This window comes from Lysobacter panacisoli (assembly GCF_009765165.1).
In the GTDB taxonomy this organism is placed as follows: Bacteria; Pseudomonadota; Gammaproteobacteria; order Xanthomonadales; family Xanthomonadaceae; genus Lysobacter_J; species Lysobacter_J panacisoli.
On the sequence record NZ_VLNU01000001.1, the window covers coordinates 100,054 to 115,018 of the forward strand.

Genomic DNA, 14,965 nt, shown 5'->3' on the forward strand with positions numbered 1-14,965 from the left:
ACGCAGCCATCCGCCAGCGTGGGAAAGGCCCAAAGGATGGGCGCGGGGCCTAGGGCGGGAATGTGGGGCGTAGCCCGCCCGCGCCGCACATTCGAGGCGACCCCGACCTGGCCGCCGCCCCGCGAGTGGTGCGAAAGGCGGGACTCGAACCCGCACGCCTTGCGGCACTGGAACCTAAATCCAGGGCGTCTACCAATTCCGCCACTTTCGCATCGCGATGGAAACGCATCGCGGCGGCATTCTAGGCCGGCGAGCGCGCAAAAGAAAAAAGCACCTGGCTTTCGCACAGGTGCTTTCCGGATTGGTGGGCCGTCAAGGATTCGAACCTTGGACCTATTGATTAAGAGTCAACTGCTCTACCAACTGAGCTAACGGCCCGGAACAACTAGAAGCGAAACTATAACAACAAAAACGCGTTTCGCCAACAATCTGGGGTGGCTGAGGGGACTCGAACCCCCGACATCTGGAATCACAATCCAGTACTCTAACCAACTGAGCTACAGCCACCATAAAACGCAAAAACACAACGCAAACTTGGCGCGCCCGGCGGGACTCGAACCCACAACCACCGGCTTAGAAGGCCGGTGCTCTATCCGGTTGAGCTACGGGCGCCAGCCTTGCATCTTAACTGACGCCGCTGCCGCACCGTGGTTCAACCTGCTGCAGCGATCCGGATGGTCGGGGCAGAGGGATTCGAACCCACGACATCCAGCTCCCAAAGCTGGCGCTCTACCAGGCTGAGCTATACCCCGAAGCCGGGACTTCCGTTGCGCGCCAACGCCGCGAAAGGCCGACTAGTTTGGTGGCAGCGGCGACGCCTGTCAACGAGGCCTTGCGAAGGGACGCCGTGTATCCTCGTCCCGTTCACAAACCAACGCATGGACCAGGGGAGAACGCATGCGCAGCGGCAATCCGGCACTCAAGGAATCCACCTTTCTCGATCTCGCCAGCGGCACCGTCGTGCGCCGCGACAGCGACGCGATGACGCTTTCGGGCACGGTCAACAAGACCGGCCTGCTGCTGTTGCTGAGCGTCATCACCGCCGCCTTCGCCTGGAGCCAGATCAGCTTCACCGCCGAAGGTGCGGTCGGCGCAGGGCCTTACCTGCTGGGCGGTGCGATCGGCGGCCTCGTGCTGGCGATGGTCACCATCTTCAAGAAGGAATGGTCGCCCGTGACCGCGCCGATGTATGCGCTGGTGGAAGGCTTCTTCCTCGGCGCGATCTCGGCCATCTACAACCATCGCTTCGAAGGCATCGTGCTGCAGGCGGTGATGCTGACCTTCGGCACGCTGTTCGCGCTGCTGTTCGCGTACCGCTCCGGCCTGATCAAGGCGACCGAGAACTTCAAGCTTGGCGTGGTGGCCGCCACCGGCGGCATCGCCCTGCTCTACCTGGTGACGATGGGACTGGGGCTGTTCGGCATCCGCATGCCGTACATCCATGAGTCCGGCCTGATCGGTATCGGCTTCAGCCTGTTCGTGGTGGTGATCGCCGCGCTCAACCTGGTGCTGGACTTCGACTTCATCGAGAGCGGCGTCGAGCAGAACGCGCCGAAGTACATGGAGTGGTACGGCGCCTTCGGCCTGATGGTCACGCTGGTGTGGCTGTACATCGAGTTCCTGCGCCTGCTGTCGAAGCTGCAGTCGCGCAACTGACGATCTGTCGTCGGCAAGAACGCGAAGGGCGCGGAGCGATCCGCGCCCTTCTTTTTTGCACGGATTTCAGGATGCCGCGGGATGCGTCGCCGTCTTGCGCGACGGCCACAGCATCGCCGCGATGGTGATCGCGCCCAGCAGCCAGCTGTAGTGCACGCTGCCGGCCAGCGCCAGTGGCGACACCGCGCCGAGCGACGCCGCCAGCAGGATCTGCGCGCCGTATGGCAGCACGCCCTGGGTGACGCAGGCGAAGATGTCGAGCACGCTCGCCGCGCGTGCCGGCGGTACGCCGTGTTGCTGGGCGATGTCGCGCGCGAGTCCGCCGCTGATCAGGATCGCGACCGTGTTGTTGGCGGTGAACACATCGGTCGCCGCCGACAGCGTGGCGATGCTGACCTCGCCCGCGCGCCGACTGCGGTGCCCGCGCGCGAAGCGGCCGATCACCGTCGCCAGCCACGCCAATCCACCCGTCGCCTTCATCAGCGCACCGAGGCCGCCGACCAGCAGCGACAGCAGGGTGATCTCGACCATGCTCTCGAAGCCTTCCCAGATGTGCGTGGCGTACGCGGCGACGCCGAATTCGTCGGCGAAGAACGCGCCGAACAGGCCGGCGATCACCAGCCCCAGGCTGAGCACGATGATCACGTCCACGCCGGCCATCGCCAGGCCGAGCACGATCACGTACGGCACGATCAGCCACGGCGACACCGGATCGAGGTTCTGCACCGGCGCGGTTTCGCCGAGGAAGCCCAGCAGCACGACCGTCAGCAGCGCGGCAGGCAGCGCCAGCTTGAGGTTCTCGCGGAATTTCTCGCGCATGGTGCAGCCCTGCGTGCGGCTGGCGACGATGGCGGTATCGGAGATCACCGACAGGTTGTCGCCGAAGGTCGCGCCGCCGATCACCGCGCCGAGCACCAGCGCGCGATCCAGTCCCGACGCATCCGACACGCCCAGCGCGATCGGCGCGACCGCGGCGATCGTGCCCATCGACGTGCCCAGCGACAGCGAGATGAAACCGGCGACGACGAACAGGCCCGGCAACAGCAGCGCCGGATGCACATGGCCGATGCCGAGCGCGACGATCGCGTCGACTGCGCCGATGGCCTTGGATACCTCCACGAAACCACCGGCCAGCAGGAAGATCAGGCACATCAGCACCACGTTGTGGTCGCCCATGCCCGACAGCAGCGTCTCCAGCGGCTTGAGCCCGCGCCGCCATGCGATGAACGCCGCCAGCGCCAGCGCCGGCAGGATCGCCACCGGCGCACGCAGCTGGTAGAAGCCCATCGCCTCGCCGTGGGTCGTGAAGTACAGGCCCGCTCCGAAGAACAGCGCCAGGAACACGAGCAGCGGCGCCAGCGCGACGGCGCTCGGGCGGACCGGTTGATTCATCTCTTCATCCGAATGAAATAAAAGCGGGCGAATTCTGACGGCCGCCCCGCCGCGTGTCGAGTCCACGGGCGGAACACAGGGCGAGCATGCACGGGCCCAGTCTCAGCGCGATGCCAGCCCGCAAACGCAACGGGGCGCCCGTGGGCGCCCCGTCGGTCGATCCATGCGGGATGGATCAGATGCGGCTGGCGATCGCTCGCGCGAACGACATGGTGTTGCCGGTACCGCCCAGATCCGGGGTCAGCGAATCCTTGGCCTCGAGCGTGGCGACGATCGCCGCGCGCAGGCGCTCGGCCTTCTCGCACTCGCCCAGGTGGTCGAGCATCTGCGCCGCGCCCAGCAGCAACGCGCACGGATTGGCCTTGCCCTGGCCGGCGATGTCCGGCGCGGTGCCGTGCACGGCTTCGAAGATCGCCGCGTCGACGCCGATGTTGGCACCCGGCGCCAGGCCCAGACCGCCGACGAGGCCAGCGCACAGGTCGGAGATGATGTCGCCGAACAGGTTGGTGGTGACGATGATGTCGAACTGCTCCGGACGCATCACCAGCTGCATGCAGGTGTTGTCCACGATCATCTCGTTGCACTCGATGTCCGGGTACTCGGCCGCGACCGCGCGCGCGGTCTTGAGGAACAGGCCCGAGGTGGACTTGAGGATGTTGGCCTTGTGCACGACCGTGACCTTCTTGCGGCCGGTCTTGCGCGCCAGCTCGAAGGCGTAGCGCACGATGCGCTCGGAACCGCGACGGGTCACCTTCTGCGTCAACAGGGCGGTTTCGCCATCTTCCGACAGCGACTGGCCTTCACCGATGTACGCGCCTTCGGTGTTCTCGCGGACCGTGATCAGGTCCACGCCGTCGGCGAAGCGCGACTTGGTGTTCGGGAACGACTTGGCCGGACGCACGTTGGCGTACAGGTCGAAGCGCTTGCGCAACTCGACGTTGATCGAGGAGAAGCCTTCGCCGACCGGCGTGGTCAGCGGCGACTTCAGCGCAATGCGGTTCTTGCGGATCGAGTCCAGGGTGGCCTGCGGCAGCAGTTCACCGTGCTTCTCAAGCGCGACCAGGCCGGCATCGGCGTATTCGTACTGCAACCCGAGGTTCATCGAGTCGAGCACGTGCAGGGTGGCGTCCATGATTTCCGGGCCGATGCCGTCGCCACGGATGACCGTAATCGTCTGCGTCATAGGGGATCTTCTTCTTCCAGCTGAGGGCGCGCTGCGGTACGGCGCCGGATGGTTAGCTGGAGAATTATGCCGGAAGCGGCCCGCCCCTGCAGGCGTGGGACCACCGGACTTTGGTCGCAAGCCCGCCGTAGCGGGCTTTGCGGGGCCGGAAGGCCTCTGCGGGCGGGTCGCCGGAGCGATTCAGCCGTGGTCGTGGCCGGCGGGGGCCTCGGCCTCGCCCTGCTCCAGCTTGTCGAGGAAGTCCACGGCGCGGCGCAGGTGCGGGATCACGATCGAACCGCCGACCACCAGGCCGACCGAGAACGCCTCGAACATCTCGTCGCGATTGACGCCCGCTTCCTTGCACTGGGCGACGTGGTAGCTGATGCAGTCGTCGCAGCGCAGGACCATCGAGGCGACCAGGCCCAGCAGCTCCTTGGTCTTCACGTCGAGCGCGCCGGCCTGGTAGGTCTGCGTATCCAGCGCGAAGAAACGGCGCACGACCTGGTTGGGCTCGGCGAGGATGCGCTCGTTCATGCGCTTGCGGAAGGCGGTGAATTCGGCGACGCGGTCGTTGGTGTCGTTGCTCATCGGAAGCCTGTGGGAGAAGAAGTCGTGTCCGGCCGTCGATCGAGGCCGGACGTTCGCGGGGCGCCAGTGTCGCGCAGCCCGCCGCGTGGCGCCTAGTTCGCGGGCGCGAGCAGCGGTTCCAGCCCGCCGGCGCGATGCAGCGCGATCATGTCGTCGTAGCCGCCGACATGAGTGCCGTCGATGAAGATCTGCGGGACGCTGGTGCGGCGCGCGAGGGCGACCATCTTTTCGCGCTCGCCCGGGTCCAGGTCGATCCGGATCTCCTTCCACGTCTGGCCCTTGCTGCGCAGGAAGTTCTTGGCGGCAAGGCAATACGGACAGACGGCGGTGGTATAGATGAGGATCTCGGGCGCCGGGGACGTGCCCTGCCCGGTCGCTTGGGTCGTGCTCAAGATGGTTCTCCTGCATGAACTCGTGGATGCGGCTGTGGTCGAATATGGGCCCGGCCCGGAGTCATTTCCACCCCGCGCGCGGAACACTGCCGTAACGTGGATGCGCGCAGCATCGCGAGCGGGAGGGTTAACGGCCGATTCATCCCGGCCCAGCGGCGCGACCGCATCCTGCGGAGACGCCGCTTCCAATCAGCACCAGTCGGCACCTAGAGGGACCTGTCACTTGCGTCGCATCGCCCTGCTCACCGCCGCGTTGACCCTTGCCATCGCCAGCGTGTGCGCGCCGGCGCAGGAAGCGAACCTGCCCGACATCGGCTCGTCCGCGGGCGAGCTGCTCACGCCGCGGCAGCAGCAGGAATACGGCGCGATGATGCTGGCGCAGCTGCGCCACTACGACTACCTGCTCGAAGACCCGCTGATCGACAGCTGGCTCGACACGCTCGGCACGCGGCTGGCGGCCAACAGCGACAAGCCGCGCCAGCCCTTCACCTTCTTCATGCTGCGCGAGCGCCAGATCAATGCGTTCGCGACGCTCGGCGGCTACATCGGCGTGAACTCCGGCCTGATCCTCGCCGCCGATCGCGAGGACGAAGTGGCCGGCGTGCTCTCGCACGAAATCGCCCACGTCACCCAGCAGCACGTGCTGCGCGGCGCCGAACGCGCGCAGCGCGACCAGCTGCCGATCCTGCTGGCGATGCTCGGCGCGATCGTCGCGGCGCAGGCGTCCAACAGCAATTCGTCCGACGACGCGGCGCAGGCGGCGATGGCCGGCGCGATGGGCCTGATGCAGCAGCGCCAGATCAACTACACCCGTTCCAACGAATCCGAGGCGGACCGGCTGGGCATCCAGACCCTGGCGCGCAGCGACTACGACCCGGAGGCGATGGCCGACTTCTTCACGATCATGCAGGCACGTTCGCGCAGCAATGGCGCGAACTACTGGGGCGAATCGCCGGACTGGCTGATGACCCACCCGGTCACCATCACCCGCATCACCGAGGCGAAGGACCGCGCCGCGCGCATCCGCCGCGAGCGCGGCACGTCCGAGGTGTGCGTGCGCGATCCGGACGGTCCTGCGCAGTGCGCACAGGAAAGTGCACCACGCCCGCAGTTGCCCAACGACGGCACGGTCAATCCATTGCTGCCGCCCAACCTGTCGGCGAACCTCGGCGAAGCGGCCAGTGGTGCCGGCGGAACCGGTCGCTTCGACTACGCGCGCGAACGCCTGCGCGTGCTCAGCGCCAACACGCCAAGCGAAGCCATTCGCGAATACGAGCGCATGGGCAACGAATCCCGTCGCAGCGACGCCCAGCGCTACGGACTGGCGTTTGCCAAGCTGCGCGCCAATCAGCCCGCGGCCGCCGCGACCGACCTCGCCCCGCTGCTGGCACGCCATCCCGGCGACCAGTGGCTGACTCTCGCCCTGGCCGAGGCCGAAGCGCTCAGCGGCAAGAGCGCCTCCGCCGACGCGCGCTTCGAGGGCATGCTGCGCCAGACACCGAACAACCGTGCCGTGGTCCTGACCTACGCCGACGTCCTGTCGCATCGCGATTCGGTCGAGGCCGGCAAGCGCGCGCAGGCGATCCTGCGTCCGCTGCTGGGCAGCTCGGGCAGCGATGCGGTGTTCCAGCGCGTGTTCGCACGGGCCTGCGAGATGGCCGGCGACACCGTCCGCGCGGGCGAGGCGTATGCCGAGGCGGCTTACCTGAACGGGCGCGCGGAACAGGCGCTGGTCCAGCTGAACACCCTCAAGCGCCGCCAGGACCTGGACTACTACGCCCGCGCCCGCATCGAGGCCCGGATCGCGGCGATCACGCCGATGGTGTTGGAGCTCAAGCGCCAGGGCATCCGCGACGACGATCTGCGTCGCCAGTAACGCCCTCTCGAGGGCCGGGATGACGGTGTCATGCGCCCGTCATAAAACGGTAGTGTACTGACGCGGCTTCGAAAGGCCCCTCAAGTACGAATCCCCCGGTGACCGCGTGCAGAAGCGCATCCTGATCGTAGAAGACGAACCCGCCATCCGTGACATGGTGTCCTTTGCCCTGCGCAAGGGCGAGTACGAACCCGTCCACGCCGGCGACGCCCGCGAGGCGCAGGCCGCCATCGCCGACCGCGTGCCCGACCTGATCCTGCTCGACTGGATGCTGCCCGGCACCAGCGGCCTGGACCTCGCCCGACGCTGGCGCAAGGACCAGCTCACCCGCGAAGTGCCGATCATCATGCTCACCGCGCGCGGCGAGGAGAACGATCGCGTCGGCGGCCTGGAAGCCGGCGTCGACGACTACGTGGTCAAGCCGTTCTCGGCACGCGAACTGCTGGCCCGCATCCGCGCCGTGCTGCGCCGCTCGCGCGAGGACGACGAGGACGGCAGCGTCGCGGTCGGTCCTCTGCGCATCGACGGCGCTGCGCATCGCGTGTTCGCCCACGCCGGCGAAGGCGACCAGGCGGTGCAGATCGGCCCGACCGAATACCGCCTGCTGCATTTCTTCATGACCCACCCCGAGCGCGTCTACACGCGCACGCAGTTGCTCGACCACGTATGGGGCGGCAGCGTCTACGTCGAGGAACGCACGGTGGACGTGCACATCCGCCGCCTGCGCAAGACCCTGGAACCCCACCAGCTGGACGGCATGGTGCAGACGGTGCGCGGCGCCGGCTACCGCTTCTCGGCCTCCGTGGAAGCGTGAACGGGATCGTCGATTCGGGAACGCAGGTTCGTATGGACATGTCGGTGCGTCTAACATCGGAAAAACCCGCCGACATGCCACGAACCTTTCCCTTCGACCTCCCGAACACGGCCACCTGATGCCGCCCCGCGCCCGCTCCGCCTGGTTCCGCACGCTCGGCCAACTCGCCCTCATCCTGGCGGTCGCCGCGGTCGTCGGCCTGCTGATCGACCAGCCTTGGCCGGTGGTCACGCTGGCCGCGCTGGGCGTGGTGGCCTGGCATTACTGGCGGCTGCGCAGCGTGCTGCTGCGCCTGACTGCTCGTCAGCGCCTGCAGCCGCCGCTGGGCGAAGGCATCTGGAACGAACTCGACCGCCTGCTCCACCGCAGCCAGCAGGAAATGCGCGCGCGCAAGAAGCGCCTGATCGAGATGCTGCGCGCCTACCGCGCCGCCGCCGCCGCGATGCCCGACGCCATCGTCGTGGTCGAGCGCAACAGCCAGCGCATCCAGTGGTTCAACGAATCGGCGATCGGTCTGCTGCAGCTTCGCTATCCGCGCGACATCGGCGCGCCGCTGGCGCAGCGCCTGCAGCCACTGCAGCTGTCGCACTGGCTTGCATCGGGGCGCAATGCCGAGACGCTGGAAGTGGCTTCGCCGTGGAATCCCGCCGCGACGCTCAGCCTGCGCCTGATCCCCTATTCCGACGACCTGTGGATGCTGGTCGCGCGCGACGTCAGCCGCCTGCTGCAACTGGAGCAGATGCGTCGCGACTTCGTCGCCAACGTCTCGCACGAACTGCGCACGCCGCTGACGGTGGTGCACGGCTACCTCGACATGCTCGATCCGAACGAGCATCCCGACTGGGCGCCGATGCTGGCCGAAATGCAGCGCCAGTCGCAGCGCATGACCCAGCTCGTGGAAGACCTGCTGATGCTGTCGCGCCTGGAATCGCAGGAAAGTCTGCCGGGCGAGGAAACCGTGGCGATGGCGCCGATGATGGCGACGTTGCGCCGCGAAGCGGTGGCGCTCAGCCAAGGCCGCCATGAGGTAGTGGTCGAGGATGCCGCGGGCGTCGACCTGTGGGGTTCCAACAAGGAACTGCACAGCGCGTTCTCCAACCTCGTGAGCAACGCCGTGCGCTACACGCCGGCCGGCGGCATCATCCGCATCCGCTTCCGCCCCGAGGGCAAGGGCGTGGTGCTGGAAGTGGTCGACAGCGGCTACGGCATCCCGGCCGCGCACCTGCCGCGCATCACCGAACGTTTCTACCGGGTCTCGACCAGCCGTTCGCGCGAGAGCGGCGGGACCGGCCTGGGCCTGTCCATCGTCAAGCACGTGCTCAACCTGCACCAGGCGCGGCTGGAGATCACCAGCGAGGTCGGTCGCGGCAGCACGTTCTCCTGTCATTTCGGCGCCGAACGCGTGCGCCCGCGCGAGGATTTCGCGCTGTCCTTCGAGGCTCTGCCATGAACGCCCTGTCCGCGAATGCCGTAGTAGACACCACCCTCGACACCGATCCGCTGCGCGACGCGAACCTCTACTTCAACCGCGAGCTGTCGCAGCTCGACTTCAACTTCCGCGTGCTCGCGCAGGCGCAGGACCCGCAGGTGCCGCTGCTGGAACGCCTGCGCTACCTGTGCATCTCGTGCACGAACCTCGACGAGTTCTTCGAGATCCGCGCCGGCACGCTGCGCCACGCGCAGGATCTTGGCGTGCCGCCGGGGCCCGACGGACTGTCGCCGGCGACGGTGCTGGCGCGCATCCACGACCGCGCGGCGCTGCTGGTGCAGAGCCAGTACGAATGCTGGAACCACGTGCTGCGTCCCGCGCTGGCCGAGGCAGGCGTGCGTGTGATGCACCGCGACGGCTGGAGCGAGCAGCAGACGCAGTGGCTGCGCGAGTACTTCCGCGACGAGATCATGCCGGTGCTGTCGCCGCTCGGGCTCGACCCGGCGCATCCGTTCCCGAAGATCCTCAACAAGTCGCTGAACATCGTCGTGGTGCTCAAGGGCAAGGACGCGTTCGGCCGCGAGGGCCACCTGGCCATCGTACGCGCGCCGCGTTCGCTGCCACGCATCATCCAGATCCCCGGGGGCGTCTCCGGTGGCGAGCACGACTTCGTGTTCCTCTCGGCGGTGCTGTCGGCGTTCGTCGACGAGCTTTTCCCGGGCATGCAGGTCAAGGGCGCGTACCAGTTCCGCGTGACCCGCAATTCCGAACTCATCGTCGATGAGGACGAAGTCGAGAACCTCGCCCTCGCCCTGCGCGATGAACTGGTCGGCCGCGGCTACCTGCGCGCGGTGCGTCTGGAGATCGCCGAGCAGTGCCCGGACGACATCGTGCGCACGCTGCTGGAGAACTTCGACCTCACCGAGAACGCGGTCTACCGCATCAACGGTCCGGTCAACCTCAACCGCGTGATCCAGGTCTACGACCTGGTGCAACGTCCGGACCTGAAGTTCCCGCCGTTCCAGCCGCACCAGTTGTCGGGCGTGGAAGGCATGTTCGAGAAGATCGCCGAAGGCGACGTGCTGCTCCACCATCCTTTCGATGCGTTCACGCCGGTGCTGGAGCTGCTCAAGCAGGCCGCCGAAGACCCGAACGTGCTGGCGATCAAGCAGACGCTGTACCGCACCGGCAAGGACTCGCCGATCGTGGAGAGCCTCGTGCAGGCCGCGCGCAACGGCAAGGACGTCACGGTGGTGGTGGAACTGCGTGCGCGCTTCGACGAGGAAGCCAACCTCGGCCTCGCCGACCGGCTGCAGGACGCCGGCGTGCAGGTCGTGTACGGCGTGGTCGGCTACAAGACGCACGCGAAGATGATGCTGATCGTGCGTCGCGAAGGCCGCAAGCTGCGCCGCTACGTGCACCTGGGCACCGGCAACTATCACAGCGGCACTGCGCGCGTTTACACCGACTTCGGGCTGTTCACCGCCGATCCGGACATCGGCAACGACGTCCATCTGATCTTCCAGCAGCTCTCCGGCCTGGCGCCATCGACCAAGCTCAAGCGCCTGCTGCAATCGCCCTTCACCCTGCATGCGGGCGTGCTCAAGCGCATCGATCGCGAAACCAAGCACGCGCGGGCCGGCAAGCCGGCGCGCATCGTCGCCAAGATGAACGCACTGAACGAACCGCAGGTCGTGCGCGCGCTCTACCAGGCCTCGCAGGCGGGCGTGCAGATCGACCTCATCGTGCGCGGCGCATGCACGCTGCGCCCGGGCCTGCCCGGCATCTCGGAGAACATCCGCGTGCGCTCCATCGTCGGCCGCTTCCTCGAACACCACCGCATCTACTGGTTCGCCAACGACGGCTCGCCCGACCTGTTCTGTTCGAGCGCCGATTGGCTGGAACGCAACCTCCTGCGCCGGGTCGAGACGGGCTTCCCGATCCTCGCGCCGGAACTGGCCGCGCGCGTCCACGAAGAAGCGCTCGCCAATTACCTGGCCGACAACTGCAACGCGTGGACCCTGCTGCCCGACGGCGACTACGAACGGGTCACGGTGCCGGAAGGCGTCCCGCCGCATTCGGCACAGGCGTCGCTGCTGGCGAAGATCTGCGGATGACCATCACGGCCGTACCGTCAAGGATGGACGGCGGCACGGCCTAGCGGGGATCATGTGCGCATGAGCGACGCCTTCCCCACCAGCAAACTGCCGCTCGTCGACGGCGACCTGCTCGCTGCCGTGGACCTGGGGTCCAACAGCTTCCACATGGTCGTGTCGCGCTACGTGCTCGGCCAGCTGCGCACGGTCGACCGCCTGCGCGAGACCGTGCGCATGGCCGAGGGCCTGGACCGCCGCGGCGGACTGGCGCCGGAAGTACGCCAGCGCGCGCTCGAATGCCTGGCCCGGTTCGGCCAGCGCATCCGCGACATCCCGCCGCAACGCGTGCGCGCCATCGCCACCAACACCGTGCGCCGCTTGGCGGTGCCGCAAGCTTTCCTGATGCCCGCCGAAACCGCGCTGGGCCACGCCATCGAAGTCGTCGCCGGCCGCGAGGAGGCGCGCCTGATCTACCTCGGCGTCGCCCATGCGCAGCCGGCCCGGCCCGGCGAGCTGCGCCTGGTGATCGACATCGGTGGCGGTTCCACCGAATGCATCATCGGATCGGGCTTCGAGGCCATCGAACGCGAAAGCCTGCAGGCCGGCTGCGTCGCCACTACGCGCCGCTTCTTCGAGAGCGGCAAGCTTTCGCGCAAGAAATGGAAAGAGGCGCTGACCGAAGTCACCGCCGAGTTCCAGCAGTTCGCCGGCACCTATCGCGCACTCGGCTGGAACGAGGTGCTCGGCGCATCCGGCACCAACAAGGCCATCGGCGACATCTGCGCGGCGATGAAACTCACCAAAGGCGCGGTCACCGCCGAAGCCCTGCCCGTGCTGCGCGACCGCCTGCTGCAGGCCGACCGCATCGACGCCATCGATCTGCCAGGCCTGTCCTCGGAACGGCGCCCGGTGATCGCCGGCGGCGTGCTCGTGCTGGAAGCGGCGTTCACGGCGCTGGGCATCAAGCGCATGGCCGTGAGCAAGGCGGCGATGCGCGAAGGCGTGCTGTACGACATGCTCGGCCGTGGCGGCGCGGACGATCCGCGCGATGCGTCGGTGGCGGCGCTGATGCAGCGTTACGGCATCGACGACGGCCAGGCACGGCGTGTCGAAGCCACGGCGCTGCGGTTGTTCCAGCAGGTCTCGCAGGCCTGGCAGCTCGATGCCGACGACAGCCTGATGCTGCAGCGTGCCGCGCGCCTGCACGAACTCGGACTGGCGATCGCCCACAGCCAGTACCACGTGCACGGCGCCTACGTGGTCGAGAACTCCGACATCGCCGGCTTCTCGCAACAGCAGCAGCGTTTCCTCGCGGCGCTGGTGCGCACGCATCGCCGCGGCATTCCCAAGTCCGCGTTCGATGCCCTGCCCGACCGCCTGCTGCCGTCCGCGCGCCGACTCGCCGTGCTGCTGCGGCTCGCGGTGCTGCTGCACCGCGCCCACGAAGCCGACCCGATCCCGCAGCTCGAAATCCGCGCCGACGGCAACAACCTGATCCTCGTCGTATCGCGTCGCTGGCTCGACGCGCGCCCGCTGGTGCGCGCCGATCTCGAGGGCGAGCCGGAAGACATCGCCGGCCTCGGCGTCGTCCTGAAATTTGAGGCGATCTAAGGCGCGCAGTCGCGCGCCTTCGCACTACCCGAGCCTTACGACCGCGCGATCTGGTCGGCGTGTACTTTCGCGCGCAGTTCGGCGGCGCGCACCAGCACGCCCGGCGGCGTGTGTTCTTCCGGGATCGAGAACATCTTCCATCGCCGCAGCAGCAGGCCCGGCCCGCGCGCCGAGGTGAAGGCGACGATCGGGATCGACAACAGCAGGCCGAGGATCACCGGCGCCATCCACGCCGCCAGCGATGGCGAGATGTAGTACGCCATCGCACCTGCGAGCACGCCGAGCACGGTCACGCCGCCGTAGCTACGCACCAGTCCCGACAGCGGCAGCGTGCCGTCGTCGCGACGCTGCGCATCCCAGCCCGAGTCCTTGCCGGCCAGTACTTCAGCCACGCCGCGCGACTGCACGTACATCGTCACCGGCGCCATCAACGCCGCCAGCAGCGTTTCCAGCACCATGCTCAGGAACGCGCGGATCGCGCCGCCGCAACCGCGCCGCGTGTCGCGATCGAAGAACAGCGTCAGGTAGCCCATGAACTTCGGCGCCAGCAGCACCGACATGGTCAGGAAGAACACCCAGATGAAGCGCTCCGGATCCTGCTCGCGCCAGTACGCGCCCGGCGAGAAGCCCGGCAGCGTCAGCATGTCCAGACCGAGGCCAGCCTTGAACAGCGGGATCGCCAGGCCGACCAGCATCAGCATCGCCCACATCGGCGACGTGAAGTAATGGCCGATGCCCATCATCAGATGCCAACGACTCACCCAGTGCAGACCCTTCGCCGGCAACACAGCGCTGTGCTGCAGGTTGCCCTGGCACCAGCGGCGGTCGCGGGTGAGCATGTCGGTCAGCGAAGGCGGACCTTCCTCGTAGCTGCCGCCGAGGTTGGGCACCATGTGCAACGCCCAGCCACCGCGGCGCAGCAGCGCGGCTTCGACGAAATCGTGGCTCAGCACCGTGCCGCGGAACGGCTTGGGACCGAGCAGTTCGGGCAGGCCGCCCTGCTCGGCGAACGCACGCGTGCGGATGATCGCGTTGTGGCCCCAGTAGTTGCTTTCCGAACCGTGCCACCACGCGATGCCGTGCGCGATGACCGGCCCGTACACGCGGCCGGCGAACTGTTGCATGCGCGCGAACAGCGTGTTGCCGTTGACGATCATCGGCAGCGTCTGCACCAGCGCGACATCGGGATGACGGTCCATCGCGTCGGCCAGGCGCACGATGGTGTCGCCGGTCATCAGGCTGTCGGCGTCGAGGATCAGCATCTGCGGGTACGCACCGCCGAAGCGTCGCACCCACTCGGCGATGTTGCCGGCCTTGCGCTCGTGGTTGTCCTTGCGATGGCGATAGAACAGGTGCGCGTGGTGGCCCAGGCGTTCGCGCAGCGCGAGGAACGCGCGCTCCTCGTCGGCCTGGATCGCCGGTCGCGTGGTGTCGCTGAGGACGAAGAAATCGAAACTCGACAGCTGCCCGGTCGCCTGCACCGACTCGAAGATCGCCTGCAGGCCGGCGAGAAGCCGCTCGGGATCTTCGTTGTAGGTCGGCATCAGCAGCGCCGTACGCGACTTCAGCAACGGCAGCGGAGCGTCGTCGTTCAGTCCCAGACGCGCGCGATGGCCGCCGACGATCAGCACGAAACCGGCGAGCGAACTGACGAACGCCTGCGCGATCCACGCGAACAGGCCGATGAACAGCACCAGCAGCAGTCCCTCCAGCAGATCGGTTCCGCCGCCGCGCAGCACCCACCAGATCTGGTAGGTCGCGATCAGCGTGAGCAGCGCGGCGCCGCCGATCACGACCAGACGCCGCATCGCCATCGCGCGCGGCGTGGTGGGAAGCTTCGGATTGCGCAGCGCGCCTTCGCGCAGCGTCTGCACCGGCATGTCCAGCGGCACTTCAGCCGGCAGCCACGGCGTCGGTGAACCCATCGCCGGACCGATGTCGGAAAC

The 14,965-nt window shown here is 67.6% G+C and carries 11 protein-coding genes and 5 tRNA genes; 6 read left to right on the forward strand and 10 right to left on the reverse strand.

All coding sequences use genetic code 11. From position 1 onward, the window contains the following. Positions 1 to 126: 126 nt before the first annotated feature. From FOF45_RS00515 to FOF45_RS00535, 5 genes are all read right to left on the reverse strand, one after another. Positions 127 to 211 (reverse strand) — tRNA-Leu (locus FOF45_RS00515). Positions 212 to 302: 91 nt separating this feature from the next. Next, positions 303 to 378 (reverse strand) — tRNA-Lys (locus FOF45_RS00520). Positions 379 to 430: 52 nt separating this feature from the next. Then, a tRNA-His gene (locus FOF45_RS00525) sits at positions 431 to 507 on the reverse strand. Between the two features lie 28 nt (positions 508 to 535). Further along, positions 536 to 612: transfer RNA gene (locus FOF45_RS00530), tRNA-Arg, on the reverse strand. Positions 613 to 675: 63 nt separating this feature from the next. Then, positions 676 to 752 (reverse strand) — tRNA-Pro (locus FOF45_RS00535). 145 nt (positions 753 to 897) lie between these two features. Here FOF45_RS00535 and FOF45_RS00540 point away from each other — a divergent pair. Next, complete coding sequence (locus FOF45_RS00540; RefSeq protein ID WP_158982089.1) at positions 898 to 1,656, forward strand: Bax inhibitor-1/YccA family protein; 759 nt, start codon at positions 898 to 900, stop codon at positions 1,654 to 1,656. Positions 1,657 to 1,722: 66 nt separating this feature from the next. Here the strand turns inward: FOF45_RS00540 and FOF45_RS00545 are convergent, their stop codons facing one another. The 4 genes from FOF45_RS00545 to grxC all read right to left on the reverse strand — a co-directional run bounded on the left by FOF45_RS00545 (position 1,723) and on the right by grxC (position 5,145). Then, positions 1,723 to 3,048 carry a Na+/H+ antiporter NhaC family protein gene (locus FOF45_RS00545; RefSeq protein WP_158982090.1) on the reverse strand — a complete coding sequence of 442 codons (1,326 nt, stop codon included), beginning with the start codon at positions 3,046 to 3,048 and terminating at the stop codon, positions 1,723 to 1,725. A gap of 175 nt (positions 3,049 to 3,223) precedes the next feature. Further along, complete coding sequence (locus FOF45_RS00550) at positions 3,224 to 4,231, reverse strand: isocitrate dehydrogenase (RefSeq protein WP_158982091.1); 1,008 nt, start codon at positions 4,229 to 4,231, stop codon at positions 3,224 to 3,226. 180 nt (positions 4,232 to 4,411) lie between these two features. Next, positions 4,412 to 4,801 (reverse strand): carboxymuconolactone decarboxylase family protein, encoded by a 390-nt coding sequence (locus tag FOF45_RS00555; protein WP_158982092.1) that lies wholly within the window; start codon positions 4,799 to 4,801, stop codon positions 4,412 to 4,414. Between the two features lie 92 nt (positions 4,802 to 4,893). Then, a complete protein-coding gene (gene grxC / locus FOF45_RS00560; RefSeq protein ID WP_425481945.1) occupies positions 4,894 to 5,145 on the reverse strand; it encodes a glutaredoxin 3 in 252 nt (83 codons plus the stop codon). A 271-nt stretch (positions 5,146 to 5,416) separates the two neighbouring features. Here grxC and FOF45_RS00565 point away from each other — a divergent pair, with 271 nt between their 5' ends. The 5 genes from FOF45_RS00565 (at position 5,417) to ppx (ending at position 13,019) form a co-directional block, all read left to right on the forward strand. Continuing rightward, entirely contained in the window at positions 5,417 to 7,069 is a 1,653-nt protein-coding gene (locus FOF45_RS00565; protein WP_233264013.1) for a M48 family metalloprotease, read from the forward strand. A 106-nt stretch (positions 7,070 to 7,175) separates the two neighbouring features. Further along, positions 7,176 to 7,883 (forward strand): phosphate regulon transcriptional regulator PhoB, encoded by a 708-nt coding sequence (gene phoB / locus FOF45_RS00570; protein WP_158982094.1) that lies wholly within the window; start codon positions 7,176 to 7,178, stop codon positions 7,881 to 7,883. 118 nt (positions 7,884 to 8,001) lie between these two features. Then, positions 8,002 to 9,333, forward strand: a complete 1,332-nt coding sequence (gene phoR, locus FOF45_RS00575; protein WP_158982095.1) for a phosphate regulon sensor histidine kinase PhoR — start codon at positions 8,002 to 8,004, stop codon at positions 9,331 to 9,333. Continuing rightward, on the forward strand, positions 9,330 to 11,429 hold the full coding sequence (ppk1, locus tag FOF45_RS00580; protein ID WP_158982096.1) for a polyphosphate kinase 1: 2,100 nt from the start codon (positions 9,330 to 9,332) through the stop codon (positions 11,427 to 11,429). The genes phoR and ppk1 overlap by 4 nt, the downstream gene beginning before the upstream one ends. A gap of 60 nt (positions 11,430 to 11,489) precedes the next feature. After that, the gene (gene ppx, locus FOF45_RS00585; protein WP_158982097.1) at positions 11,490 to 13,019 is read left to right on the forward strand and encodes an exopolyphosphatase; all 1,530 of its coding nucleotides are present in this window, start codon (positions 11,490 to 11,492) and stop codon (positions 13,017 to 13,019) included. Between the two features lie 35 nt (positions 13,020 to 13,054). Here ppx and mdoH read toward each other — a convergent pair whose 3' ends face one another. Then, the gene (gene mdoH / locus FOF45_RS00590) at positions 13,055 to 14,944 is read right to left on the reverse strand and encodes a glucans biosynthesis glucosyltransferase MdoH (RefSeq protein WP_158987109.1); all 1,890 of its coding nucleotides are present in this window, start codon (positions 14,942 to 14,944) and stop codon (positions 13,055 to 13,057) included. Positions 14,945 to 14,965: the final 21 nt, after the last annotated feature.